20 protein-coding genes are annotated in these 23,789 nt (G+C 61.8%); 10 read left to right on the top strand and 10 right to left on the bottom strand.

All coding sequences use genetic code 11. From position 1 onward, the window contains the following. Positions 1-10 precede the first annotated feature (10 nt). On the bottom strand, positions 11-910 hold the full coding sequence (locus FJD34_RS13260; protein WP_090290606.1) for a polysaccharide deacetylase family protein: 900 nt from the start codon (positions 908-910) through the stop codon (positions 11-13). A gap of 270 nt (positions 911-1,180) precedes the next feature. Here FJD34_RS13260 and FJD34_RS13255 point away from each other — a divergent pair, with 270 nt between their 5' ends. Continuing rightward, positions 1,181-2,701, top strand: coding sequence for a M91 family zinc metallopeptidase (locus FJD34_RS13255; protein ID WP_090290607.1), 1,521 nt, complete (start codon positions 1,181-1,183; stop codon positions 2,699-2,701). Positions 2,702-2,828: 127 nt separating this feature from the next. Here FJD34_RS13255 and FJD34_RS13250 read toward each other — a convergent pair whose 3' ends face one another. The 4 genes from FJD34_RS13250 to FJD34_RS13230 form a co-directional block, all read right to left on the bottom strand. Beyond that, positions 2,829-4,079: an OprD family porin gene (locus FJD34_RS13250; RefSeq protein ID WP_090290608.1), complete on the bottom strand. Its 1,251-nt coding sequence runs from the start codon at positions 4,077-4,079 to the stop codon at positions 2,829-2,831. A gap of 166 nt (positions 4,080-4,245) precedes the next feature. After that, positions 4,246-5,703, bottom strand: coding sequence for an AdeC/AdeK/OprM family multidrug efflux complex outer membrane factor (gene adeC, locus FJD34_RS13240; RefSeq protein ID WP_032858031.1), 1,458 nt, complete (start codon positions 5,701-5,703; stop codon positions 4,246-4,248). Further along, positions 5,703-8,870 carry an efflux RND transporter permease subunit gene (locus FJD34_RS13235; protein WP_032858028.1) on the bottom strand — a complete coding sequence of 1,056 codons (3,168 nt, stop codon included), beginning with the start codon at positions 8,868-8,870 and terminating at the stop codon, positions 5,703-5,705. Before FJD34_RS13235 ends, adeC begins: the two co-directional genes overlap by 1 nt. A 3-nt stretch (positions 8,871-8,873) precedes the next feature. Next, positions 8,874-10,013 (bottom strand): efflux RND transporter periplasmic adaptor subunit, encoded by a 1,140-nt coding sequence (locus FJD34_RS13230; protein WP_065943372.1) that lies wholly within the window; start codon positions 10,011-10,013, stop codon positions 8,874-8,876. Positions 10,014-10,278: 265 nt separating this feature from the next. Between FJD34_RS13230 and FJD34_RS13225 the strand changes: the two genes are divergently transcribed. Continuing rightward, positions 10,279-10,911 (top strand): TetR family transcriptional regulator, encoded by a 633-nt coding sequence (locus FJD34_RS13225; protein ID WP_032858025.1) that lies wholly within the window; start codon positions 10,279-10,281, stop codon positions 10,909-10,911. A gap of 357 nt (positions 10,912-11,268) precedes the next feature. Here the strand turns inward: FJD34_RS13225 and FJD34_RS13215 are convergent, their stop codons facing one another. The 3 genes from FJD34_RS13215 to FJD34_RS13205 are packed head-to-tail and all read right to left on the bottom strand — an operon-like array spanning position 11,269 to position 13,843. Beyond that, positions 11,269-12,324: an alkene reductase gene (locus tag FJD34_RS13215; RefSeq protein WP_032858335.1), complete on the bottom strand. Its 1,056-nt coding sequence runs from the start codon at positions 12,322-12,324 to the stop codon at positions 11,269-11,271. 26 nt (positions 12,325-12,350) lie between these two features. After that, complete coding sequence (locus FJD34_RS13210; protein ID WP_032858023.1) at positions 12,351-13,517, bottom strand: MFS transporter; 1,167 nt, start codon at positions 13,515-13,517, stop codon at positions 12,351-12,353. Between the two features lie 11 nt (positions 13,518-13,528). Next, positions 13,529-13,843, bottom strand: a complete 315-nt coding sequence (locus FJD34_RS13205) for an ArsR/SmtB family transcription factor (RefSeq protein WP_032858020.1) — start codon at positions 13,841-13,843, stop codon at positions 13,529-13,531. Between the two features lie 154 nt (positions 13,844-13,997). Between FJD34_RS13205 and FJD34_RS13200 the strand changes: the two genes are divergently transcribed. Then, positions 13,998-14,579, top strand: a complete 582-nt coding sequence (locus FJD34_RS13200) for an acyl carrier protein phosphodiesterase (RefSeq protein ID WP_032858018.1) — start codon at positions 13,998-14,000, stop codon at positions 14,577-14,579. A 132-nt stretch (positions 14,580-14,711) separates the two neighbouring features. Here the strand turns inward: FJD34_RS13200 and FJD34_RS13195 are convergent, their stop codons facing one another. Both FJD34_RS13195 and olsB read right to left on the bottom strand, forming a co-directional pair. Further along, on the bottom strand, positions 14,712-15,506 hold the full coding sequence (locus FJD34_RS13195; protein WP_032858015.1) for a lysophospholipid acyltransferase family protein: 795 nt from the start codon (positions 15,504-15,506) through the stop codon (positions 14,712-14,714). Further along, positions 15,506-16,261 (bottom strand): L-ornithine N(alpha)-acyltransferase, encoded by a 756-nt coding sequence (gene olsB / locus FJD34_RS13190; RefSeq protein WP_032858013.1) that lies wholly within the window; start codon positions 16,259-16,261, stop codon positions 15,506-15,508. The genes FJD34_RS13195 and olsB overlap by 1 nt, the downstream gene beginning before the upstream one ends. 130 nt (positions 16,262-16,391) lie before the next feature. Between olsB and FJD34_RS13185 the strand changes: the two genes are divergently transcribed. The 7 genes from FJD34_RS13185 to FJD34_RS13155 all read left to right on the top strand — a co-directional run bounded on the left by FJD34_RS13185 (position 16,392) and on the right by FJD34_RS13155 (position 23,684). Beyond that, a complete protein-coding gene (locus tag FJD34_RS13185) occupies positions 16,392-17,270 on the top strand; it encodes an acyl-CoA dehydrogenase middle domain-containing protein (RefSeq protein ID WP_090290611.1) in 879 nt (292 codons plus the stop codon). A gap of 94 nt (positions 17,271-17,364) precedes the next feature. Continuing rightward, positions 17,365-18,447 carry a serine hydrolase domain-containing protein gene (locus FJD34_RS13180; RefSeq protein WP_090290612.1) on the top strand — a complete coding sequence of 361 codons (1,083 nt, stop codon included), beginning with the start codon at positions 17,365-17,367 and terminating at the stop codon, positions 18,445-18,447. Next, entirely contained in the window at positions 18,444-18,758 is a 315-nt protein-coding gene (locus tag FJD34_RS13175) for an amidase (protein WP_090290613.1), read from the top strand. Before FJD34_RS13180 ends, FJD34_RS13175 begins: the two co-directional genes overlap by 4 nt. 108 nt (positions 18,759-18,866) lie before the next feature. Then, positions 18,867-20,042 (top strand): M20 aminoacylase family protein, encoded by a 1,176-nt coding sequence (locus FJD34_RS13170; RefSeq protein ID WP_032858004.1) that lies wholly within the window; start codon positions 18,867-18,869, stop codon positions 20,040-20,042. A 58-nt stretch (positions 20,043-20,100) separates the two neighbouring features. Beyond that, positions 20,101-21,411 carry a citrate-proton symporter gene (locus FJD34_RS13165; RefSeq protein ID WP_032858001.1) on the top strand — a complete coding sequence of 437 codons (1,311 nt, stop codon included), beginning with the start codon at positions 20,101-20,103 and terminating at the stop codon, positions 21,409-21,411. Continuing rightward, positions 21,408-22,850, top strand: a complete 1,443-nt coding sequence (locus tag FJD34_RS13160; protein ID WP_090290614.1) for an amidase — start codon at positions 21,408-21,410, stop codon at positions 22,848-22,850. Before FJD34_RS13165 ends, FJD34_RS13160 begins: the two co-directional genes overlap by 4 nt. Positions 22,851-22,913: 63 nt before the next feature. Beyond that, the gene (locus FJD34_RS13155) at positions 22,914-23,684 is read left to right on the top strand and encodes an IclR family transcriptional regulator (protein WP_090290615.1); all 771 of its coding nucleotides are present in this window, start codon (positions 22,914-22,916) and stop codon (positions 23,682-23,684) included. Positions 23,685-23,789 lie beyond the last annotated feature (105 nt).

Genomic DNA, 23,789 nt, shown 5'->3' with positions numbered 1-23,789 from the left:
AGTATCACTATCAGTGGGCGTCGGCGTCCCACACCCAGCTCCACACTCCCGGCAGGTACACCCTCTCGCTGGCATCTTTTACCGTCCGCGCCAGGGCGCCGCGCTCCAGTGCTGCACGGTCGGTGTAGAACGGCTCGGTCGCCGTCTTCAGGCCATTGGCCTGGGCGCTCTCTATCAGGATTTGCAGGTACTCCTGCAGGTGCCGGGCGGTGTAGCGGTTGATGTCGTGAAAGGTCACCACCACGGGGATCACCCCGTCTACGGTCGGCAACTCGCCCAGGGCAATGCGCTCGCGCACCAGTGACAGCTGCCGCAGCAGGTTGGCCCGTCGCCGGGGGCTGGCGTTGAACCCCCAGATTTTGCCGTCATTGGCGCTCAAGTCGGTCAACAAGATGTGCATGCCGTGGCGCTGATAGGCGGCGAAGGTGCGCTTGTCGTAATTCCAGAAGGGCGGGCGCACCAGGCTGGGCGCGACGCCGGTGACCGAGGCAATGCTGGCAGCGCCCAGATTCAGGGTGCGCTCCAACTCCTGATCGTTCAGCAGGCGATGATTGCTATGCCAGCGCGTGGCGGTGTGAAAGGCCAGGATGTGCCCAGCGGCATGCTCGCGTTGCATGGTTTTGCGCCCACGCGGGCTGCCGCCGGCGCGCCAGGCGTCGGTCTGTAAAAAGAAAATCGCTTTGATCCCTGGCTGCACTGGGTTGTGGGCCAGGTCCTGGATCACCGAGCGGCTCGGATTGGCATAACCCGAGGCGCTGGGGCCGTCATCAAAGGTCAGCAGAAAGCGGATCGGCGCCTGTGCGATCAGGCGTTGCTCGGTGCGCTCGGTCAGGGCGATGGGCGCGCTGATGCAACCGCTGAGGCTCAGGGTCGTCAGCAAACTCGATAAGACGATGGTGATGAGTTTCATGAAGGCCGGGTTCCAGGGATGTCGTCCTTGCCATCGTGATACGAGCAGTGGCGCTGAGTCGGTGCAACATACAGCAAAAAGCCCATGACTCAATGGGCACGGGGCTTGCGTAGGCGAGGAACTCAATGCTTCGTTGCAGTTAGGGGGGCCTGGCAGGAACCTTTTCACACGGGAGACCAAAGAAACAACACCTCTGCGAGGGTGCGAAAACCGTCAGGAACAGCGCTGCCAACAGGGGCAATCGACGACCCACTCTCCCGGAGAAACTCCATGATACAGCCCTTTACATTGCCTCCCTTTACGGGGAATACCTCGACTCAGCCCGAGACACCAGTGTTTCAGGCCAGCGCCTATGAACCCGAGACTGAACCTCATCTTAAATACGATCCAGACAATCGCTTCGAGACCCGTATCCAGCCGTTTTTCAATGATGGCAATCTCAAAGCAAGTTCACGGCTGACGTGGGAGTTGGACCCTGTGTCCAACCCATACCGACTCGGCAGTAGCCTGGTCCTGGAAACCGCTGATGCGGCAGATAATGTGCATGTACGCCAGGGTGCCGATGGTCAATTGAGTATTCGGGTCAATGGCCGGGATTACCTCTTCGCCAGCCATGACAAACACGGCAACGCCATGGAATTACTGATCCGGACAAACGGTGGCGATGACAAGGTGCTGATTGACGCCAATGTCACCCAGGCCGTGCGCATCGAAGCCGGTGATGGCGATGACCGAGTCCAGGCCGGAGGTGGCAGCACCCGGTTGTTCGGCGGCAAGGGCAATGACACCTTGAACCTTTGCAGCGCAAATGGTTACGTCGAAGGTAATGAAGGGGATGACATACTCATCGGCGGTACGGGTAACAACGTCATGTATGGTGGCCCGGGCCGCGACCGGTTGTACGCCGGCGCCGGCAGTAAGCGCAGCTATCTGGATGGCGGCAGCGGGGATGACCATCTGTATGCGGGTAATGGTCATACGGTCTTGAGCGGTGGGACCGGGGATGACGTCATGGTGGGGCACGATCGCAGCACGTTTTATACGGGCGCGGGCCGCGATAGCATTCGGCGCAATGGCCTGGGAGATCTTGTCTATGGCAAGCACAGTGATTTGATCAATCCTTCTCGCGGCTCGGTTTTCTGCGCCGTGACGCCTAAGGATGTTGGCTCACAAGCCTTTGCTGTGCGTGGTTCTGTCGAGTTCAAACAGCGGGTCGAGGATGACCTGGAGCTATTGCGCAGTTCTCCCCAAGGCCAGGCCATGCTCGCGCACATGGATGCCATGGCGAGAAGCAATGGTGCCCCGGTCACGCTCATCGAAGATATCCAAGATGAGGGCAGTCACTACCTCTTTGGTAGCCAGGAGCTCAAGCAGCTCTTTAACAACGAAAGGGCGCCTGTCATCGGTGACGATCCGAGATGGGGCTTCATGAAGGATGGCCTTGCGGGTTCCCGTGCAGATCGTGCCGTCATCGCCTATAACCGAGCGCAAATAGCTGAGTTAAACGGGGTGGCCTACTCGCCGATTGTCAGCCTTTACCATGAGATGGCTCACGCCTGGAACGGTGCCAATGGCACGTTTATTCCCGGTTTTACGCTGGAGTTCCCTCGTGGACGCTCAGCAATGATCCCCAACAGTGAGCGGCAGGCGATGGGGCTCGAAAACACGGGACGCCCCTTTGATTTTGATGGTGACCCTTCGACCGAACCTACGACCAGCAACCCCAAGCCATTGACTGAAAATACACTGAACGAAGAAATGGGTGTCCCGTTGCGCATGACCTATTCCTGAGCCTGAAAGTGTATGCCTGGCTGCTGCTCAGCAACGGCCTTGTTTCTGCTCTTTGGCGCAATGTCAGCAACAGCGGGACCGTAAGGGGCGGCCCATTTCTTCGTGCAAGGCAGGCAGCGTGCAGGTTCTACAACAGGGTTAATGGATAGCTGACAATCAATCGATTCTCATCGAACTCATTGTTGCTGTAGTCCCGGCGCATGCTGGAATTGCGCCAGCGCAGGGTCAGGTTTTTCAGGCTGCCGCTTTGCACGGTGTAGCCCACTTCGCTTTCCCGACCCCATTCCTTGCCGTTGCTGACGGTGGCAGTGTGCACGTTGCTGCCGCTGATGTAGCGGTTCATCAGGGTCAGGCCCGGTACGCCTAGCGCGGCGAAGTTGTAGTCGTGGCGCAGTTGCCAGGATTTTTCCTCGGCGTTGTCATAGCTGGCGTTGTAGCTGTCGTTGGCCAGGGTGCCGCCACTGGTGCCGTTGACCCGCATCCAGGCGCTGTTGCCGGTGAGTTTTTGCAGGCCGACGTAGAAGGTGTGGCCGCCGTATTTGGCTGAGAGCAGGCCGGACCAGGTCTTGTTGTCCAGGTTGCCTGCGCGGGCGCTGCCGTCGTCCTTGCCGTAGAAAAAGCCCAGGTTGGCGCCCAGGGTCCAGTCGCCAATCGGCTGGCTGTGGATCAGGTTGAGGTACTGCTGGCGGTAGATGTCCTTGAGCTGGGCATTCCATACACCGACTTGGGTGCGCTTGTCGTTGAACGCATATTCGGCGCCCTGGAAGTTGAAGCGATCCGAGGTGAAGGCGGTTTTACCGAACATCGACAGGTCCGTCATGCTGCTGTCGTCACGTGGGCTGTTGGCGCGGAACTGGCCGCCATACAGGGTCAGGCCGTCGATCTCTTTGGAGGTGATCTGCCCGCCGCGCAAGGTTTGCGGCAGGGAGCGGCCGTCGTCCGAGCGCAGGATCGGCAATACCGGCATCCATTCCCCGACTTTCAATTCGGTCTTGGAGAGCCGCGCCTTGAACGCGACACCCAGGCGCCCGAAATTGTCGGCCGGCTTGCCATCATAGTCCAGCGGTAGCAACTGAGTGCCGCCGGAACCGCCGCCGCCATCGAGTTTCTGCGAGTACATGCCCAGTACATCCAGGCCAAAACCGACGGTGCCCTGGGTGAAGCCGGACTTGGCATCGAGAATGAAACTCTGCGTCCACTCCTGCGCGCCGCCCTGGGCCTTGGTCGGGTTGGTGAAGTTGCGGTTGATGAAGAAGTTGCGCAGGTTGAGGTTGGCGCTGGCGTCTTCGAGAAAGCCGTGTTCTTGGGCGATGGCTGGCAAGGCAAGGCTGGCAACAGCGGTAGCCAGCAATAGCCGGCAAGGATGAAAAGTGCTCATGGCGTGGGACCTGTTGTTATTGGGGTTATGCAGGTGCGGGCCATGGTGCGGGGCGTTGCGGGGGCGGTTCAATCGGGGGAGGGCGGGTTCTGGGCGGTGATCGAACGGAACTGTATGCCCATGAAAAAGCCCACCAAAAGGTGGGCTTCCTGTGTCGCTACGCCGGTCAGAACAACTTGAGCTTCGGCGCTTCTTCTTTCAGCGGTTCATTCTTCGCCGTTTGCTCATTCCAACCGCCGCCAAGGGCCTTGTACAAGGTCACTTCGCTGGTCAGTTGGGCCAGGCGGTCGGTGATCAGCGTTTGCTGGGCACTGAACAACTGGCGCTGGGCATCGAGGAAGGTCAGGTTGCTGTCGACCCCGATACGGTAGCGACGCTCGGCCAGGCGGTAGTAGTCCTGGTTGGCCGCGACGAAATCACGTTGGGCCTGCAACTGTTGGTTGTAGGTCGCACGTGCTGCCAGGCCGTCGGAAACTTCCTGGAATGCCGTCTGGATCGACTTCTCGTAGGTCGCGACGTTGATCTCTTTCTGGATCTTCGAGTAGTCCAGGCTTGCGCGCAGGCTACCGGCGTTGAAGATCGGGATGTTGATCTGCGGGGCGAACGACCAGGTGCCCGAACCACCCTTGAACAGACCACCGAGGTCCGGGCTCAGGGTACCGGCATTGGCTGTCAGGCTGATGCTCGGGAAGAACGCAGCCCGTGCCGCGCCGATGTTGGCGTTGGCAGCCTTGAGGTTGTACTCGGCCTGCAGGATGTCGGGACGGCGTTGCAGCAGGTCAGATGGCAGGCCTGGTGGAACTTCGCTCAACAGGTCATCGGACAGCGGCTGGGTGGCGAGATTCGCCGGCAGGCCGGTGCCCAGCAGCAGGGTCAGGTTGTTCTCGTCCTGGGCCACCTGGCGGGTGTAGCGGGCCAGTTGGACGCGGGCGCTTTCAACCGAGGTCCGCGCCTGGCTCAAGTCCAGGGCCGAGGCCACGCCGACTTCGTTGCTGCGCGAGGTGAGCTTGAAGCTCTGCTCGTAGGCCGCCAGGGTGTCCTGGGTCAGCTTGAGCAGCTCTTTGTCGGCCTGCCAGGTCAGGTAGGCATTGGCCACGCTGGCCACCAGGCTGATCTGCGTGCTGCGGCGTGCTTCTTCGGTCGCGAAGTACTTTTGCAGCGCTTCTTCACTCAGGCTGCGCACCCGGCCAAACAGGTCCAGCTCATACGAGCTGACCCCGAGGGTGGCCGAGTAGGAGCTGGAAATGTTCGATTCGCCGGTTTGCGAAGCCCGTGCCGGAGTGCGCTGGCGGCTGCCGCTGCCATTGGCCGAGACGGCCGGGAACAGGTCGGCGCGCTGGATGCGGTACTGCGCGGCAAAGGCGTCGATGTTCAGCGCCGCGACACGCAGGTCGCGGTTGTTCTCCAGTGCAACCTGGATCAGCTGTTGCAGGGCCGGGTCGTGGAAAAACTGCTTCCAGCCTTGCTCGGCAGCGGCCTGGCTCGGCGCCTGGGCCGCCGAATACGCCGGCCCCTGTGGGAACTGGGCGGCAACCGGCGCTTCAGGCTGCTGATAATCAGGAATCAGCGAGCAGCCACTGAGCACGAATGCCGTGACTGCCAGGGAAAGTAGCGACTTGCGCATTAGCCAGCCTCTTTAGATGTGTGCGGTGTATCGGACTTGTCAGTTTTTTTGCGGCTGCCAATGGCAGACACGGTCACAAAGAACAGTGGCACCCAGAAGATCGCCAGGACGGTGGCGGTGATCATACCGCCAATTACCCCGGTACCGATTGCGTGCTGGCTGCCTGAACCTGCGCCCGAGGAGATCGCCAGCGGCAGTACGCCGAGGATGAACGCCATGGACGTCATGATGATCGGTCGCAGACGCATGCGGGAGGCCTCCACGGCCGCCTCGACGAGGCCCTTGCCCTGTTCATGCAGTTCTTTGGCGAACTCCACGATCAGGATCGCGTTCTTCGAGGCCAGGCCCACGGTCACCAACAAGCCCACCTGGAAGAACACGTCGTTGGACAAACCTCGCAGGCTGGTAGCCATCAATGCCCCGATGACACCCAGCGGTACAACCAGTACCACCGCAATCGGGATCGACCAGCTTTCGTACAGTGCTGCCAGGCAGAGGAACACGACCAGCAACGACAGGGCATACAGCGCAGGTGCCTGGGAGCCGGACAAGCGTTCTTCATATGACAGGCCGGTCCAGGCATAGCCCACACCTGCAGGCAGTTGCTTGGCGATGCGCTCGACTTCCGCCATCGCATCACCGGTGCTGTAGCCCGGCGCCGGCGTACCGAGGATTTCCATCGCCGGTACACCGTTGTACCGCGACAGTTTCGGCGAGCCGTAGATCCAGTTACCAGAGGCAATTGCTGATAGTGGCACCATTTTTCCGTCGTCGGCGCGCACGAACCATTTGTTCAGGTCTTCAGGGGACATACGGCTTGAGGCGTCGCCCTGGATATAGACCTTCTTCACCCGACCACGGTCGATGAAGTCGTTGATGTAGCTACCCCCCAGGGCAATTGCCAGGGTCTGGTTGATGCTCGACAGGCTGATGCCCTGGGCACTGGCCTTCTCGTCATCGATGGTCAGTTCGTACTGCGGCTCGTCGTTCACGCCGTTGGGACGAACGCCAGCCAGGATCTTGCTTTGCGCGGCCATACCGAGGAACTGGTTACGTGCGTTCATCAACGCTTCGTGACCTACACCGCCCTGGTCCTGCAGGAACACGTCGAAGCCGGTGGCGTTACCCAGCTCCAGTACCGAAGGCGGCACGATGGCAAATACCATGGCGTCCTTGAAGGTCTGGAAGAAGTAACCCTGGGCGCGCTTGGCCACCTCGAATACCGACGTCGAGGCATCGCGCTCATCCCATGGCTTGAGCATGACGAACGCCAGGCCCGAGCTTTGGCCACGACCGGCGAAGTTGAAGCCGTTCACGGTAAATACCGACTTCACAGCCTTGCCTTCGCCTGGCTCGCCTTCCTTGTCGTTCAACAGGAACGCGCGCATGTCGTCGATGACCACCTGGGTGCGTTCTGCCGAAGAACCGACCGGCGTCTGCACCTGGGCGAAGATCACACCCTGGTCTTCCTCGGGCAGGAATGCACTTGGAATACGGGTGAACAGCCAGATCATGCCGGCGAAGATGATCAGGTACACCAGGAACGAAGGCGCCTTGTGCTTGATCATGTTGCCCACGCCGCGCTCGTAGCTCAGTACGCCACGGTCGAAGGTGCGGTTGAACCAGCCGAAGAAACCACGCTTGGGTTGGCCGTGCTTCTCAGGGTCGATCGGCTTGAGCATGGTGGCGCACAAGGCCGGGGTGAAGATCAGGGCAACCAGTACCGAGAGGGCCATCGCTGACACAATGGTGATGGAGAACTGTTTATAGATCACCCCCGTGGAGCCGCCGAAGAATGCCATTGGCAGCAGTACCGCCGACAGAACCAGGGCAATACCTACCAGGGCGCCCTGGATCTGGTCCATGGACTTGATCGTCGCCTCTTTGGGCGACAGGTGCTCCTCGGCCATCACCCGTTCGACGTTCTCCACCACCACGATCGCATCGTCCACCAGCAAGCCGATGGCCAGGATCATGCCGAACATGGTCAGGGTGTTGATGGTGAAACCGAAGGCCGCAAGAATGCCGAACGTACCCAGCAATACCACCGGTACGGTCATGGTGGTGATGATGGTGGCGCGGAAGTTCTGCAAGAACAGGTACATCACCAGGAACACCAGGATGATCGCCTCGACGAGGGTATCGACTACCCCGGAAATCGATTCGGTCACCACCGGGGTGGTGTCATACGGAACCACGGCTTTCATGCCAGGCGGGAAGAACGGCTCCAGGGACGCGACCGTGGCGCGAATCGCCTTGGCAGTGTCCAGGGCGTTGGCGCCCGATGCCAGCTTGATCGCCATGCCGGAAGCCGGCTTGCCGTTGAACTGCGCGCTGATGCTGTAGTTCTGGCCGCCCAACTCGACACGGGCGACATCGCCCAGGCGCACCTGGGAGCCGTCGGTGTTCACGCGCAGCAGGATATTTTCAAACTGCTCGGCGGTTTGCAGACGGGTCTTGCCGATGATCGTGGCGTTCAGCTGAGTGCCGGGCAGGGCTGGCAGGCCACCCAGTTGGCCAGTGGCCACTTGGACGTTCTGAGCCTGCACGGCGGTGCTGACATCCACCGGGGTCATTTTGAAGTTGTTCAACTTGGCCGGGTCCAGCCAGATACGCATAGCGTACTGGGAACCGAAGACCTGGAAGTCGCCCACGCCAGCCGTCCGCGAGATCGGGTCCTGGATGTTGGAGGCGATGTAGTTGGACAGGTCATCCTTGGTCATGGTGCCGTCTTCGGACACCAGGCCGATCACCATCAGGAAGTTCTTCACCGACTTGGTCACACGGATCCCTTGTTGCTGCACTTCTTGCGGCAGCAATGGGGTCGCCAGGTTCAGCTTGTTCTGCACCTGCACCTGGGCGATGTCCGGGTTGGTACCCTGGTTGAACGTCGCGGTGATGGTCATGCTGCCGTCGGAGTTACTGTCCGAGGCGGTATAACGCAGGTTGTCGATACCGTTGAGCTGTTGCTCGATGACCTGCACCACGGTGTCCTGCACGGTTTGTGCGGACGCGCCTGGGTAGGTCACCTGGATATCAATGGCGGTGGGTGCGATCGCCGGGTACTGGTTGATGGGCAACTTCAGGATCGACAAGGCCCCGACCAGCATGATCACCAGGGCAATTACCCAGGCGAAAATGGGGCGGTTGATAAAAAACTTCGACATGAATTACTCCCCTTTGCCAGCGGCGGCAGGAGCAGTACCGGCAGGCTTGGCGTTGCTGGCCTCAACCGCTTTGACCTCAATGCCCGGCTTGATGAACTGCAAGCCTTCGGTGATCACGCGGTCACCGGCATTCAGACCCTTTTCCACCAGCCAGTAGGCGCCGGCGGTACGGTTGGCGACCAGCACGCGCTGTTCGACCTTGTTATCGGCGGTGACAACCAGCGCAGTCGGGATGCCCTTGATGTCGCGGGTCACGCCTTGCTGAGGTGCGAGGATCGCCTTGCTGTTCACACCGGCCTGCAATTGGGCGTGGACAAACATGCCTGGCAGCAGGGTGTGATCAGGGTTGGGGAACACGGCGCGCAGAGTGACCGAACCGGTGGTCTGGTCGACCGACACTTCGGAGAACTCCAGGCGGCCTTGCTGGGTGTACTCGCTGCCGTCTTCCAGGGTCAGCTTGACCATGGCTGCGTTTTCGCCGGCTTTCTGCAGTTGGCCGCTTTCCAGGTCGCGACGCAGTTTCAGCATCTCGGCGGAGGATTGCGTCACGTCGACGTAGATCGGGTCCAGTTGCTGGATCACCGCCATGGCGTCGGTCTGGCCGTTGCTGACCAGTGCGCCTTCAGTGACCGAAGAACGACCGATACGCCCGGAGATCGGCGCGAACACCTTGGTGTAGCGCACGTTGATCTGGGCGGTCTGCAGGTTGGCTTCCGAGGTCATGCGGTTGGAGACGGCGGTGTCGTATTCCTGGCGGCTGACCGCCTGCTCGTTGACCAACAGCTTGTAGCGGTCGGCAATCGACTTGGTCTGTTGCAGGTTGGCCTGGGCGCTTTTCAGGGTGGCGTCATAGACCGACGGGTCGATCTGGTAGAGCTGCTGGCCTTCCTTGACGTCGCCGCCTTCCTTGAACAGGCGTTTGAGAATGATGCCATTGACCTGGGGACGTACTTCCGCGATGCGGAATGCAGTGGTGCGGCCCGGCAAGTCGGAGGTCAGGGTATAGGCTTGAGGTTGAAGAGTGACCACGCCGACCTGAGGGGTTTGAGCGGGCGGCGCCGCTTCTTCCTTTTTACATCCGCTGAGCAGCGATGCCAGGGCGACGGCAGTGACCAGAGCGGTAACAGCTGGCTTAAGTTGCATGAAGATCCTCGGGTCAGGCGCGCTCAATGCGCACAAGAAGTGTGGAAGGGTAAAAAACAGGCATTGAGTAGATAAGTAGCTTGCTAGGCAATATACTTACGTTCATGGTTGTTTGTAAACTCTTGACAGGCTTCGCGGATTCCTTACAAAGCAACGCTGTAAGCCTCGATTCTAGTACGTTCGATGCCCATGAAGGCGTCGTCCCATAATTATTCAGATGGTGGTTATCAACCACCGCTCGTGTCCTGATTGAGGTGTTACTGCCATGGTTCGTCGTACCAAAGAGGAAGCTCAGGAGACGCGTAGCCAGATCCTTGAAGCTGCCGAGCAAGCCTTTTATGAGCGCGGCGTTGCGCGCACTACGCTGGCGGATATCGCGGCGCGGGCGGGTGTGACGCGGGGCGCGATCTATTGGCACTTCAGCAACAAATCGGACCTGTTGCAGGCACTGCTCGACACGCTGCACGAACCCCTGGACGAATTGGCCAGGGCCAGTGAAAGCGAGGATGAGGTAGATCCGCTGGGCTGCATGCGCAAGCTGCTGATCCATCTTTTTCATCAGGTGGCCCTGGACCCGAAAACTCGGCGCATCAATGAGATCCTGTTTCATAAGTGCGAATTTACCGACGAAATGTGCGACATGCGCCGTCAGCGCCAGACCCACAGCCTTGAGTGCAACCTGCGTATCGGCCTGACACTGCGCAATGCAGTCCACCGCGGGCAACTCCCGGAAAACCTCGACACCGCGCGCGGGGCGGTGTGCATTCATGCCTACATCAACGGGCTTGTTGGCCAGTGGCTACTGGTGCCTGACAGCTTTGAGCTGTATCAGCAGGCCGAGCGTCTGGTTGATATAGGGCTGGACATGCTGCGTTTGAGCCCCAGCCTGCGCAATTGATACAAAATGCGTAATTGTGCCCGCTTGTGTCAACAGTAAAGCCCAATGACGGTCAATCGTCCTTGCGGCTTATTTGTGGGGTGACTTTATATACGCGCTGGCGCTGGGTTGAAAGGTAGCCGGCTAAGTATTTTGTAGCAATATTGTTGCATTGCTGTGAAGGAATGTTTCCCACAGGACCGCACGCATAAAAAAGCCCCGGCTCTCGCGAGCCGGGGCTTTTGCTTTTCTGCTTTTCTGCTTTTCTGTAGGAGCGAGCTTGCTCGCGAAGAACCTGAGAGCGCCGCAATTAACCAGATGCACGGCGTTATCGTTTACGTTCTTCGCGAGCAAGCTCGCTCCTACAGGGAGGCTGGGTCAGAGCGCCAGGGTCGGGTAGTCGATGTAACCGACCGGGCCTTTACCGTAGAACGTCTGCGGGTTGGCTTCATTCAGCGGCGCATCGGCCTTCAGGCGCGCCGGCAAGTCCGGGTTGGCGATAAACGGCACGCCAAAGGCCACTGCATCGGCCTTGCCCGAGGCCAGCCAGGTATTGGCGCTGTCCTTGGTGAAGCGTTCGTTGGCGATGTACGGTCCACCGAACGCGGCTTTCAATTGCGGGCCAAGGCTGTCACCGGCTTCTTTCTCGCGTGCGCAGATAAACGCGATGCCACGCTTGCCCAGTTCGCTGGCCACGTAGGTGAACGTTTCTGCCAGGTTGTCATCGCCCATGTCATGGGCGTCAGCCCGGGGTGACAAGTGCACACCGACACGACCGGCGCCCCAGACTTCGATCGCGGCGTCAGTCACTTCCAGCAACAGTCGTGCACGGTTTTCCAGGGAACCGCCGTACTGGTCGGTGCGCTGGTTGGTGCTGCTTTGCAGGAACTGGTCGAGCAGGTAGCCGTTGGCACCATGCACTTCCACGCCGTCAAAACCGGCAGCCTTGGCGTTCTCGGCGCCCACGCGGTAGGCGTCGACGATATCGGCGATTTCCGCCGTTTCCAGGGCGCGTGGGGTCGGGTATTCGGCCAACGGACGCACCAGGCTGACATGGCCTGCCGGCTGGATGGCGCTCGGTGCCACCGGGCTCTCGCCATCGAGGTAGGACGTGTGGGAGACACGCCCCACATGCCACAGTTGCAGGAAAATCTTGCCGCCTGCGCCATGCACGGCCTTGGTGATGTTGGCCCAGCCGCGCACCTGGTCGTTGGACCAGATGCCCGGTGTGTCCGGGTAACCCACGCCCATCGGCGTCACCGAGGTGGCTTCGCTGAGGATCAGCCCGGCTGACGCCCGCTGCACATAGTATTCAGCCATCAGCGCATTGGGCACGCGGCCGGCGTCGGCACGGCAGCGGGTCAGCGGGGCCATGATGATGCGGTTCGACAGCTGCACATCACCCAGTTTGATCGGATCGAAAATAGTCGTCATCGCAAACACTCGTCTGTTCTAAGTGATTAGTTAGTGGCCGGGGCCAGGTCGGCATCGCCGCTCTGGCGGAACGTGATCAGCGTGACCACCAGCGCCAGGATCGCCAGGGCCGCAGCCGCCAACGGCACGCTGGTCAGGCCGAAGCCGTGGGCAATCACGCTGCCGCCGACCCAGGCGCCCAGGGCATTACCGATGTTGAAAGCGCCGATATTCAGGGTCGACACCAGGTTGGGCGCGGCCTTGCCGAAGGTCACCACGTTGATCTGCAATGCCGGGACGGCAGCAAACGAAGCGGTGGCCCAGAGGAACAGGGTGATTTCGGTGGGGATAATGGCGACGCTGGTCCAGGTCAAGGCAGTGGACACCACGGCCATGCTGATGAATACGCCGATCAGGGTGGCCGCCAGGCGTTTGTCCGCCAGCTTGCCGCCGATGATGTTGCCCACGGTCAGGCCCAGGCCGATCAGCAGCAGGGTCCAGGTCACGCCTTTGGGCGAGATGCCGGTGACATCGCCCAGCAGCGGCGCGACGTAGGTGAAGAGGGTGAACATTGACGCGGCAAACAGTGCGGTCATGCTCAACGACAACCAGATCCCGGCACCCTTGAGGGCCGCCAGTTCGGCGCGCATGTCGAGTTTTTCTTCATCGCGCTTGGCCGGCAGGAAGCGGATCAGGCCGATCAACGCAATCACGCCAATCACCGTCACGGCCCAGAAGGTCGAACGCCAACCGGCTTCCTGGCCCAGTGCGGTGCCCAAGGGCACACCGAGCACATTGGCCAGGGTCAATCCGGTAAACATCAGAGCCACCGCCGAGGCGCGCTTGTTGGCCGGCACCAGGTTGGCGGCCACCACCGAACCGATCCCGAAGAACGCACCGTGGCACAACGCGGTGACTACCCGGGCAAACATCAGCACGTTGTAGTCACTGGCCAGGGCGCAGAGCAGGTTGCCGATGATGAAAATGCCCATCAACGCTACCAGGGCCGCCTTGCGCGGCAGCTTGGCGGTGGCCAGTGCCATGAAGGGGGCACCAATGGCCACGCCCAGGGCGTAGCCGGTCACCAGCCAGCCAGCGCCAGGGATCGACACACCGAGGTCGGCCGCCACATCGGGCAACAGGCCCATGATGACGAATTCGGTGGTGCCGATGGCGAAGGCGCTTAAGGCCAGTATGAGTAGCGAGAGAGGCATTGTGGAATCCTTTACTGCGGTGGGCTGAGTTCTTGGGTGATGGCTTGGATAACGTCGTGGATCACATCTTCATTGCGCCGGAAAAAGTGCCACTGGCCAACTTTCTGGCTGCTGATCAATCCCGCCCGTTGCAGGGTGGCCAGGTGCGCCGACACGGTGGACTGCGACAGGCCGCAGCGCTGGTCGATCTGGCCGGCGCAGATGCCGTACTCGTGGTTGTGGACTTGCTCGGGGAACTGCACTTTCGGGTCTTTCAGCCAGTTGAGAATGTCTCGCCGTACTGGGTGTGCCAGGGCTTTTATTATTTCGTCGAGGTCAATGGACATGGCAGGGCTCGGTGTGGGTAAAACGTTATATCGCGATGAGGCGAACTTTAAATCGTCATATCCCGATATACCAATACGAATTTGATCTTGTTACCAGATAAATCGGTATATCGGGTTATAACGATACGATGTGGGCAGTGCTAGACTGCGCACTATGAATTATCTCGCACATCTGCACCTCGGCGGCCAACTTCCTGCACAACTGCTGGGTAGCCTCTATGGCGATTTCGTCAAAGGCCGCCTGCAGGGCCAGTACCGCCCGCAAATCGAGGCGGCCATTCAACTGCATCGCTCAATCGACCGATTTACCGACAGCCATCCACGGGTCGGGCAGGCGTTGTCGCGCTTTAGCCTGACGCGGCGGCGTTACGCGGGGATCGTTCTCGACGTGTTTTTTGACCATTGCCTGGCGCGGGATTGGGCGCTGTATGCCGATCAACCGCTGGAGCGCTTTACTTCCCAGGTTTATCAGGTACTGGCGGCCGAACCGCAGCTGCCGGGGCGCCTGGCGCAGATTGCGCCGTACATGGCGGCTGATGACTGGCTGGGCTCCTACCGCGAGTTTGCGGTGATGGAGCAAGTGCTGCGGGGGATTTCCCGGCGCCTGAGCCAACCCGAGGAACTGGGCCAGGCGATGCAGGAATTGCGGGTGCTGTATGAGCCGTTGAGCGAGGATTTCCGGGTGTTCTACCCCCAGTTGCAGGTATTTGCCGCCCAACACACTGCCTCTATGTAGGAGCGAGCTTGGCTCCGGGCGGCGTTCCGACGAAGAACGTCAACGATAACGCAGCACATCTGGTTTATCGCGGCGCTCTCAGGTTCTTCGTCGGAACGCCGCCCGGAGCCAAGCTCGCTCCTACAGGGAGGCTCATGCAGCTGCCAATGTTCCTATTTGCCTTGGTTCTGCTGGCAGGGCCACCTCGCCGAACAACGCCTTCTGCACCGCCTGCTGCGCCTGATACGCCAGCGCCGCACGCTCCTGCCCGGCGCAGGCAATCGGCTTGAGCAGGTGAATCTCCACATCGCCCTGATCATTGGCAAACAGGCGCATCAGGTGCGAGAGCAAATCATCGTCGCCAATAAACGGCGCCAGCGGGTCAACCTGACCAGCGCGCAAATAACGGATAGCCACCGGTTGCAGGGCTACGTCGGCATCTATCGCACTGGCCAGCAGCCGGCCATGGAAAGTACGCAGGCTGCGGCCATCCGTGGTGGTGCCTTCCGGGAACATCAGCAGCGGATGTTTTTGCAGCAGGTGACGGGTCATCTGCTTGCGGATCAATTGGCTGTCACCCGAGCCGCGACGGATAAACAGGCTACCGGCCTTGGCCGCCAGCCAACCGGCCACCGGCCAGGTGCGCACTTCGGCCTTGGACAGGAAGGACAGCGGCGCGACCATACCCAGCAACGGGATATCGGTCCACGACACATGGTTGCTGACCCACAGCATCGGCTGTTGCGGCAGTTCACCGTGCACCGTGACGCGAAAGGGCAGGGCATTGCCAAGGCGCGCCATGAAAAACCGCGACCAGCGCTGGCGCCGCACCATGGAATTGGCCACGCCCAGGCGTTCGAACAGGCCAAACACACCGGCCATGCTCAAGCCCAGGCCGACCACCAGCAGCACGCGGGCGATCCGCCCGTAGACCCGCAGGCGGCCCATCACATGGCCGCCTTGAAGTGGCGGGCATAACGCGGGCACAACTCGTCGCGCTTGAGCAGGATGAACACGTCGGCCACCTGGAAGTCCTCGTCCCAGCATGGCTCGCCGCAGATCTTCGCGCCCAGGCGCATATAAGCCTTGAGCAGCGGCGGCATTTCGGCGATGACGTTGGACGGCAGGTCCAGGTACGGCAGGGGTTTTTTCGGCTCGGCACGCAAGTGTTCGTTGCACAGATAGCGTTCGCGCAGGCGCTGCATGATCGCGTGGGCCTGGATGCCACCGTCGTGCATCGGGATGCTCGCGCAGCCCATCAGGTAGCTGTAGCCACCCTGATTGAGGACTTCAGCCAACTCGCCCCACAACACGGCGATGGTGCCGCCGTTGCGGTAGGCCGGGTCGACGCAGGTACGGCCAATCTCCAGGATCGGCCCCTGCAGGTGCAGCAGGCCATGCAGGCTGAACTCTTCTTCGCTATAGAACCGGCCCAAGGTGCTGGCCGCCTGGTGATCCAGCAGCCGGGTGGTGGCAACCAGTCGCCCAGTGTTCAAGTCCCGTACGCCAATGTGGCTGCAGTGAACATCATAGTCATCCATGTCCAGGCCCAGCTCCGCACCTTTCAGCTTGGCATTGAACTCGCCACTGAAAACGGTGAAACGCAGGGCCTGGGCTTCCTGCAAGGCCTGGGCGCCGATCAGGCGTTCGGCTTGCAGACGGCGTTCATTGCCGGTGTCACTGATGCGGGCGATCTGAGTCATGGCGAGTCTCCAGGTGCCGGCCAGGGTTGCGGCCAGTCGACTTTGTTGTGCAAAGTCAGGCTATGTACCCCCGGTGTCATCTCCATGAATCTACGGTGACGCTTAGATGACAGCCCCCAAGGAGCCTTCCATGCCCTGGCACGCTTTGCTCGATCGAGCTGACCGACTGCCCGTCCACGCCAACCTGGCCGAGGGCTACAGCGTTTTATTACAGCGTCTGGGGCCGGTGGCGCCCTTTGAGCTGGCAACACAGGGCGCGCGCCTGATGGCCACGCCTGGCCTGGCGTTTCTGGTGGGCTATCAAGCCGCTTTGCGCGCGTTATGGCCCAGCGCGCCCCACAGCCTGGGTGCTTTATGTGCGACCGAACAGCGCAGCCTGCGCCCGCTGGACATGCAGACACGCCTGGACGACCTGCGCCTGAGTGGGCGCAAGGACTTCGTCACCGCCGGCGATGCGGCCGACTGGCTGCTGATCGCCGCGCGCAGCGAGGCCGTTGGTGAAAAACCGCGCCTGAGCCTGGCGGTGGTCCTGGCCGGTGAGCCCGGCGTACGTGTGGAGCCCTTGCCTGCGATCCCGTTGATGCCCGACATCAGTCACGGGCGCGTCCACCTCGACCATGCCGCCTGCGAGCGTTTGCCGGGGGATGGTTGGGACGATTACGTCAAACCCTTCCGCACGCTGGAGGACACCTATGTATTGAGCGCGATGACCGCCTGGCTGCATGGCATCGGCCAGGAGTGTGATTGGCCCCAGGCCCTGCGTTTGCAGCTATTGGCGTTGCTGGCCGGCTGCGCCGAGGTCATTCGCCAGCCCACGGCCTCGGCGGCGGGGCATGTGTTGCTGGGGGGCTTGTTTGCACAGTTCGAGGCGCTGAAGCCGCAGGTTAATGACGCGATGGCTGCTGGGCAGTGGGCCGCTATGTGGCAGCGCGACCAGGCCGTGCTGGACCTCGCCGCCAGCGCCCGGGCCAAACGCCTGGAAAAAGCCCTGAACCCACCCCCTCTCTGACTGTGGGATGAGCGTGTGTGGGAGCGGGCTTGTCGCCAAACCGTCATTTATCTGCATTAGGCTCGCCGGTTTGAATGCCCCCGAGTGCTTGCCCATGGTCAAAGGCCTGCTGTGCGTCGCCTTACTGCTGTTCACTGTTAACGCACATGCTCAGGCCTGGCCGGCGAAGGATTGGCCCCAGGGCGCGCAATTGGCCGGCCCTGCCGTCAAGGCGCTGGAGGACTATGCGTTCCCGGCACGCAATGACATCACCCACGCAGGCATCCGCACCGACGCGCTGTTGGTGATTCGGGACGGCGAAGTCATTTATGAACACTACGCCGCCCCCACTACCGCCACCACGCCGCACTTGACCTGGTCCATCAGCAAAAGCCTGATGGCCACGGTGTTGGGCGTTGCCTACGGCGAGAACCGCTTCAAACTGAGCGACCCTGCCGCGCGTTTTTATCCGCCGATGAAACAGCACCCGAACATCACCCTGGCACACCTGCTGAACTGGACCTCAGGCCTGGACTGGCAGGAAGACTACGAATACGCACCGCTGAAATCCTCGGTAGTGGCCATGCTCTACACCCGTGGCCGCGCCGATATGGCGCAGTTTGCCGCTGATACCACCCCCTTCGCCGCGCCGGACCAGGCGTTTCGCTACTCCAGTGGTGACAGCAACCTGCTGTCCGCCGCCCTCAAGGGCATGCTCGGGCACAAGGCCTATGTCGATTACCCGTGGACCGCGTTGTTCACGCCCCTGGGTATTCGCAGTGCGGCCTGGGAAAGTGACGCCAATGAAACCTTTGTCGCCTCGTCCTATGCCTATATGACCGCCCGCGACTTGGCGCGGATTGGCTTGTTGATGGCACGGGATGGGCGGTGGGGCGAGCGGCAGTTGCTGCCCAAGGACTGGGTCGCGTTCAACCGGCAACCTGTAGCGCAATACCAGGCCGGGCAGGACAGTGCTGTGCCGGGTGGCCATTGGTGGCTCAACCGCGAGGCACAAGGCACCCCACGGCCCTGGCCAGATGCGCCCGACGATACCTTCGCGGCGCTGGGGCATTGGGGCCAGGCGTTATATGTGTTGCCCGAGGCAAAGCTGGTGATCGTGCGCTACGGCGATGACCGTGACGGCAGCTATCGCCACAACGAACTGCTCAAGCGCGTGCTCGCGGCGGTGCAACCATGATCCGTCGGCGTCCGTTTATCAGCCTGTTTCTCTTGCTGTTGCTCGCCTTGCTGGGGTGGGTCTGGCATGAGCGCGTCAACCTGCAAGCCTTCCCCGACATCATCGCTGCCTACACCGCCAAGGAGTATTGCTCCTGCCGTTACGTGGCGGGCAACCCGGCGGACTATTGCCTGGGCTACGTGAAGCAATATGTCCCCACCAGCGCCTTTGCCGATCATCCGGATTCGCGCCTGGTCACCGCCAGCGGACTGGGCCGCACCCACAGCGCCCAATGGCTGGGCGAACGCCAGGGCTGTCGCCTGTTGCCCTGAGGTTCCACAGGGTGGAACCACCTTTGATTGTCCTCGCACGCCCATCGCGGTTATCTGTGGCAATGCCACAAAAAAGAACGGGAATACCCGCCTGCGAGGAGAATCACCATGAGCCCACACCAGCACATCCTGGATTGGCTGAGCGATGTCGCCAGCGACCTGCACGCCGTGCGCCAGGATATCCACGCCCACCCCGAACTGGGGTTTGAAGAAAACCGCACCTCGGCCCTGGTCGCCCAATCCCTGCGCAGTTGGGGTTATGAAGTGCATACCGGCATCGGCCACACCGGCGTGGTCGGCGTGCTGCGCAATGGCAGCAGCTCGCGCACCTTGGGGATTCGGGCCGACATGGACGCCTTGCCGATCATCGAAAACACCGGCGTCGCCTACAGCAGCCAACACGCCGGCTGCATGCATGCCTGCGGTCACGACGGTCACACCACCATGTTGCTGGGCGCCGCGCGTTACCTGGCGGCGACGCGTCAGTTCGACGGCACCCTCAACCTGATTTTCCAGCCGGCCGAAGAAGGCCAGGGTGGCGCCGAAGCGATGCTCGCCGATGGCTTGCTGGAGCGCTTCCCCTGTGACGCGCTGTTCGGCATGCACAACATGCCCGGCTTGCCTGCCGGCCACCTGGGCCTGCGGACCGGGCCGATGATGGCTTCCCAGGACCTGCTCACCGTGACCCTCGAAGGCGTCGGTGGCCATGGCTCCATGCCGCACCTGACCGTCGACCCGCTGGTAGCCGCCGCCAGTACGGTGATGGCCTTGCAGACGGTGGTGGCGCGCAACATCAATGCCCAGGAAGCGGCGGTGGTCACCGTCGGCGCCCTGCAAGCGGGGCAAGCGGCCAACGTGATCCCCCAGCAAGCGGTGTTGCGCCTGAGCCTGCGTGCCCTCAACGCACCGGTGCGCGAGCAGATGCTGGAGCGGGTCAAGGCGATCATCCTGACCCAGGCCGAGAGTTTTGGCTGTAGCGCGCAGATCGAACATCGCCCGGCCTATCCGGTGCTGGTCAACCATGCCGCAGAAACCGAGTTCGCCCGTCAGGTCGGCATTGCCTTGCTCGGCGAAGCGGCGGTCGACGCCAATACGCCCAAGTTGATGGGCAGCGAAGACTTCGCCTGGATGCTCCAGCGCTGCCCTGGCAGCTACCTGTTTATCGGCAACGGTGTTTCGCGGCCGATGGTCCACAACCCCGCCTATGACTTCAACGACGACATCCTGCTGACCGGTGCTGCCTACTGGGGCGCCATGACCGAGAGCTGGCTCAAACCGGCCTGACTCCCTGCCTTTTTCCTGCCGCTGGACCTTTCCTCAACAGGTTGAATGGAGTGTTCTCATGCAGACTTCAATAAAAGGTGTGTCCCGCACCCGGCAAGTGGTTGCGGCGGTGGTGGGTAACGCGTTGGAGTGGTACGACTTCATCGTCTACGGTTTTCTGGCCAGCATCATCGCCCGGCAGTTTTTCCCTTCGGACGATGAGTATTCGTCGCTGCTGATGGCCCTGGCCACCTTCGGCGTCGGCTTCTTCATGCGCCCGGTGGGCGGCATTCTGCTCGGCATGTACGCCGACCGCAAAGGCCGCAAGGCGGCGATGCAGTTGATTATTCGCTTGATGACCGTGTCCATCGCGCTGATCGTGTTTGCCCCCAACTACGCCGCCATCGGCATGGGCGCGCCGCTGTTGATCGTGGTGGCGCGCATGCTCCAAGGCTTTGCCACGGGCGGTGAATATGCCAGCGCCACGGCCTTCCTGGTAGAAAGCGCACCGGCCCACCGCAAGGGTTTGTACGGCTCCTGGCAATTGGTCGGGCAGTGCCTGGCAGTGTTTGGCGGCGCGGCGATGGTGGCATTGGTCACACACTTCTTCACCCCCGAAACCCTCGACCTGTGGGGCTGGCGCCTGCCGTTTGTGTTCGGCCTGCTGATCGGCCCGGTGGGCTTGTGGATTCGCCGGCACATGGAAGACCCGGAGGAATTTATCGAAGCGCGCAAACAGGCCACCGGCCCGGCGCCAAGCCTGATGGATGTATTGCGCAACCATCGGCGCAGTATCCTGGTGAGCATGGGCCTGGCCTGCGGGGCGACGGTGTCGTTCTACGTGGTGCTGGTGAATATGCCGACCTTCGCCCACAAGAACCTCGGCCTGCCCCTGGACCAGGTATTGATGGTGCAGATGTTCGCCGTGGCGCTGATGACCGTGGTGATTCCGCTGTCTGGCCTGTTGTCCGACCGCCTGGGCCGGCGGCCGGTGTTGATGGGTTTCACCCTGGCGTTTTTCGTGATGGTTTACCCGTTGTACGTGTGGGTCGCGGCGGCGCCGTCCATCGAGCGGCTGCTGGTGATGCAAGTGATGTTGTGCATCGCCATCGGCGGCTTCTTTGGCCCGGCGCCGACGGCCCTGGCCGAGCAGTTTCCCATCGAGGTGCGCTCCACCGGGGTGTCGGTGGCCTACAACGTGGCGGTGATGGTGTTCGGCGGCTTTGCCCCGCTGATCGTCACCTGGCTGAGCAAGGAGCTGGGTACACCAGTGGCTCCGGCGTTTTATGTGCTGTTCGCTTGCGTCCTGACGCTGCTGGGCACTTACTGCATGCATGAAGCTCCGAGGGCTGCAGCGCCGGCGCGCTTTACCAAGGGAGTGAAGCCTTGAAGATTGTTGAGCTCGATGCAATTGCGTTGTCCCAGGCGATCCACGCCCGGCAGGTGTCCTGCCATGAGGTGATGCAGGCCTATCTGGCGCAGATCGCGCGTTTCAACCCGTCGGTCAATGCCCTGGTGTCATTGCGCGACGAAGAGCACGTGCTGGCCGAGGCCCGGGTCTGTGACCGGGAGCTGGATCAGGGCCGCTCTCGTGGCTGGATGCATGGCATGCCCCAGGCGATCAAGGATCTGGCGGCGACCAAGGGGTTGCGCACGACCATGGGCTCGCCGCTGTTCGCCGAACAGATTCCCGCTGAAGACGCCATCGCCGTGGCGCGGGTGCGGACCAGTGGCGCGATTATCATCGGCAAGAGCAACGTGCCCGAATTCGGCCTGGGCTCGCAGACCTACAACAGCGTGTTCGGCACCACTGGCAATGCCTATGATCCGGCCTTGGTGGCCGGCGGCAGCAGCGGCGGGGCGGCGGTGGCGCTGGCGTTGCGCATGCTGCCGGTGGCCGATGGCAGCGACATGATGGGTTCGCTGCGCAACCCGGCGGCGTTCAACAACGTGTTCGGCCTGCGCCCGTCCCAGGGCCGCGTGCCCCATGGGCCGGCGCCGGAGGTGTTTGTCCAGCAACTGGCCACCGAAGGCCCGATGGGCCGCAGCGTAGCGGATGTGGCGCGGTTATTGAGCATCCAGGCGGGCTTTGACGCACGGGTGCCGTTGTCGCTCAAGGATGATCCCAGCGTATTCGGCGCGCCGTTGGCCCGTGACTTCAAGGGCGCGCGCCTGGGGTGGCTGGGAGACTACAACGGCTATCTGCCAATGGACGACGGCGTGCTGGGCCTGTGTGAATCAGCCCTCGGCGATTTCAGCGCGTTGGGCTGCGCAGTGGAAAGCTGCCAGCCGGACTTTTCCATGGCGCGCCTGTGGCACACCTGGCTGGTGCATCGCCATTGGCTGGTGCAGGGCGCGCTGGGGGCGGCGTATGCCGACCCGCAAAAACGTGGGTTGCTCAAGCCTGAAGCGCAGTGGGAAGTGGAGGGCGGCCTGGACCTGAGTGCGGCGGATGTGTATCAAGCCTCCTTGGCGCGCAGCGATTGGTACCGCGCCTTGGCCAAGTTGTTCGAACGTTACGATTTTCTGCTATTGCCCAGTGCCCAAGTGTTCCCTTTCGATGCACAGCAGCCCTGGCCGCGCGTCGTTGGAGGGCAAACCATGGACACCTATCACCGCTGGATGGAGGTGGTCATCGGCCCGACATTGGCGGGGCTGCCGAGCATGAGTGTGCCGGTGGGCTTCAACCCCCGGGGACTGCCCATGGGCCTGCAAATCATTGGCCCGGTCCAGGCCGATCGCGCCGTGCTGCAACTGGCGTATGCCCATGAACAACTGACGCACTGGGTGCAGCGCCGGCCTCCAGAATGCTTGAAGGCGAACGCCTGAGCGGGCACGGCCTGTATCTTGCTGTGAAATTCGATCATCCATCAGCCACCGGGAGATCAAGCCATGGGCAGCAACGCCGACACAGGGACTGTACGTTCAGTGGAGCGGGCACTGGCGATCATCGAGCTGCTGGGTGAACACCAGGCGCTGGGGCTGGAGGAGCTGCATTACCTGACCTGCCTGCCCAAGGCCACGGTGTCGCGGATGTTGCTGACCTTGCAGGAGCAGGGCTGGATCTATCGCGGCCTGAGTGACCGGCGTTATCGCATCAGCGCCCAGCGCTTGTTCGGCGATACCCAGCAACGCTTCAAGCGCCGCCTGGTGGAATGCGCGGCGCCCTGGTTGCTGGAACTCAGCGAGCGCACGGGGCTAGTGGCGGACTTGTCGAACTTCGACGGCGAGCGCCTGGAAGTCATGGAAAGTGCAATCCCCACGGTGCTGCGCAAGCTGTACCCGAACAACTGCCAGATCGTCGGCCAGCACGCCAGCCTGTTCCACTCGGCCATGGGCAAGGCGTGCCTGGCCGAGCTGGCGCCCGACGAAGTGCAGCGCCTGGCCAGTCGCGAGCGCGTGGCGGCCGACGATCAGTACCGTGCTTGCGAACAATCCCAGCACCAGGGGTTTGGCCAGCGTACCGAAGGGTATTGGGAGTATCCGGTGCGCTTGCCGTTCCTGATCCGCGCGGTGGCGCTGCCGATACGGGCCAATGGGCGATTGGTGGGGAGCATGGCGTTGCATTGGCCGATGCACCAGGCGCCGGTGGAGCGGGTGTTGAATTTGCACCTGGCGAGCCTGGAGGCGACCGTGCAAGGCGTGCAGCACGCACTGGCCTGAAGCGGCACCCTCCTTGTAGGCGCGAGCGTGCTCGCGAAAAACCTGAGCACACCGCGAGCATCCAGGATGCACGCGTTAGCGTTGACGATTTTCGCGAGCACGCTC

Origin of the sequence: Pseudomonas brenneri, assembly GCF_007858285.1 — a bacterium.
GTDB classification, from domain to species: domain Bacteria; phylum Pseudomonadota; class Gammaproteobacteria; order Pseudomonadales; family Pseudomonadaceae; genus Aquipseudomonas; species Aquipseudomonas brenneri.
Note: the sequence above shows the minus strand (reverse complement) of the source record. Positions and strands in the feature narration are given on the sequence as shown.

Excerpts from the sequence above, each read along its gene's own strand:
- FJD34_RS13260 (WP_090290606.1), bottom strand. The coding sequence starts at position 910 with ATGAAACTCATCACCATCGTCTTATCGAGTTTGCTGACGACCCTGAGC.
- FJD34_RS13255 (WP_090290607.1), top strand. The coding sequence starts at position 1,181 with ATGATACAGCCCTTTACATTGCCTCCCTTTACGGGGAATACCTCGACT.
- FJD34_RS13250 (WP_090290608.1), bottom strand. The coding sequence starts at position 4,079 with ATGAGCACTTTTCATCCTTGCCGGCTATTGCTGGCTACCGCTGTTGCC.
- adeC (WP_032858031.1), bottom strand. The coding sequence starts at position 5,703 with ATGCGCAAGTCGCTACTTTCCCTGGCAGTCACGGCATTCGTGCTCAGT.
- FJD34_RS13235 (WP_032858028.1), bottom strand. The coding sequence starts at position 8,870 with ATGTCGAAGTTTTTTATCAACCGCCCCATTTTCGCCTGGGTAATTGCC.
- FJD34_RS13230 (WP_065943372.1), bottom strand. The coding sequence starts at position 10,013 with ATGCAACTTAAGCCAGCTGTTACCGCTCTGGTCACTGCCGTCGCCCTG.
- FJD34_RS13225 (WP_032858025.1), top strand. The coding sequence starts at position 10,279 with ATGGTTCGTCGTACCAAAGAGGAAGCTCAGGAGACGCGTAGCCAGATC.
- FJD34_RS13215 (WP_032858335.1), bottom strand. The coding sequence starts at position 12,324 with ATGACGACTATTTTCGATCCGATCAAACTGGGTGATGTGCAGCTGTCG.
- FJD34_RS13210 (WP_032858023.1), bottom strand. The coding sequence starts at position 13,517 with ATGCCTCTCTCGCTACTCATACTGGCCTTAAGCGCCTTCGCCATCGGC.
- FJD34_RS13205 (WP_032858020.1), bottom strand. The coding sequence starts at position 13,843 with ATGTCCATTGACCTCGACGAAATAATAAAAGCCCTGGCACACCCAGTA.
- FJD34_RS13200 (WP_032858018.1), top strand. The coding sequence starts at position 13,998 with ATGAATTATCTCGCACATCTGCACCTCGGCGGCCAACTTCCTGCACAA.
- FJD34_RS13195 (WP_032858015.1), bottom strand. The coding sequence starts at position 15,506 with ATGGGCCGCCTGCGGGTCTACGGGCGGATCGCCCGCGTGCTGCTGGTG.
- olsB (WP_032858013.1), bottom strand. The coding sequence starts at position 16,261 with ATGACTCAGATCGCCCGCATCAGTGACACCGGCAATGAACGCCGTCTG.
- FJD34_RS13185 (WP_090290611.1), top strand. The coding sequence starts at position 16,392 with ATGCCCTGGCACGCTTTGCTCGATCGAGCTGACCGACTGCCCGTCCAC.
- FJD34_RS13180 (WP_090290612.1), top strand. The coding sequence starts at position 17,365 with ATGGTCAAAGGCCTGCTGTGCGTCGCCTTACTGCTGTTCACTGTTAAC.
- FJD34_RS13175 (WP_090290613.1), top strand. The coding sequence starts at position 18,444 with ATGATCCGTCGGCGTCCGTTTATCAGCCTGTTTCTCTTGCTGTTGCTC.
- FJD34_RS13170 (WP_032858004.1), top strand. The coding sequence starts at position 18,867 with ATGAGCCCACACCAGCACATCCTGGATTGGCTGAGCGATGTCGCCAGC.
- FJD34_RS13165 (WP_032858001.1), top strand. The coding sequence starts at position 20,101 with ATGCAGACTTCAATAAAAGGTGTGTCCCGCACCCGGCAAGTGGTTGCG.
- FJD34_RS13155 (WP_090290615.1), top strand. The coding sequence starts at position 22,914 with ATGGGCAGCAACGCCGACACAGGGACTGTACGTTCAGTGGAGCGGGCA.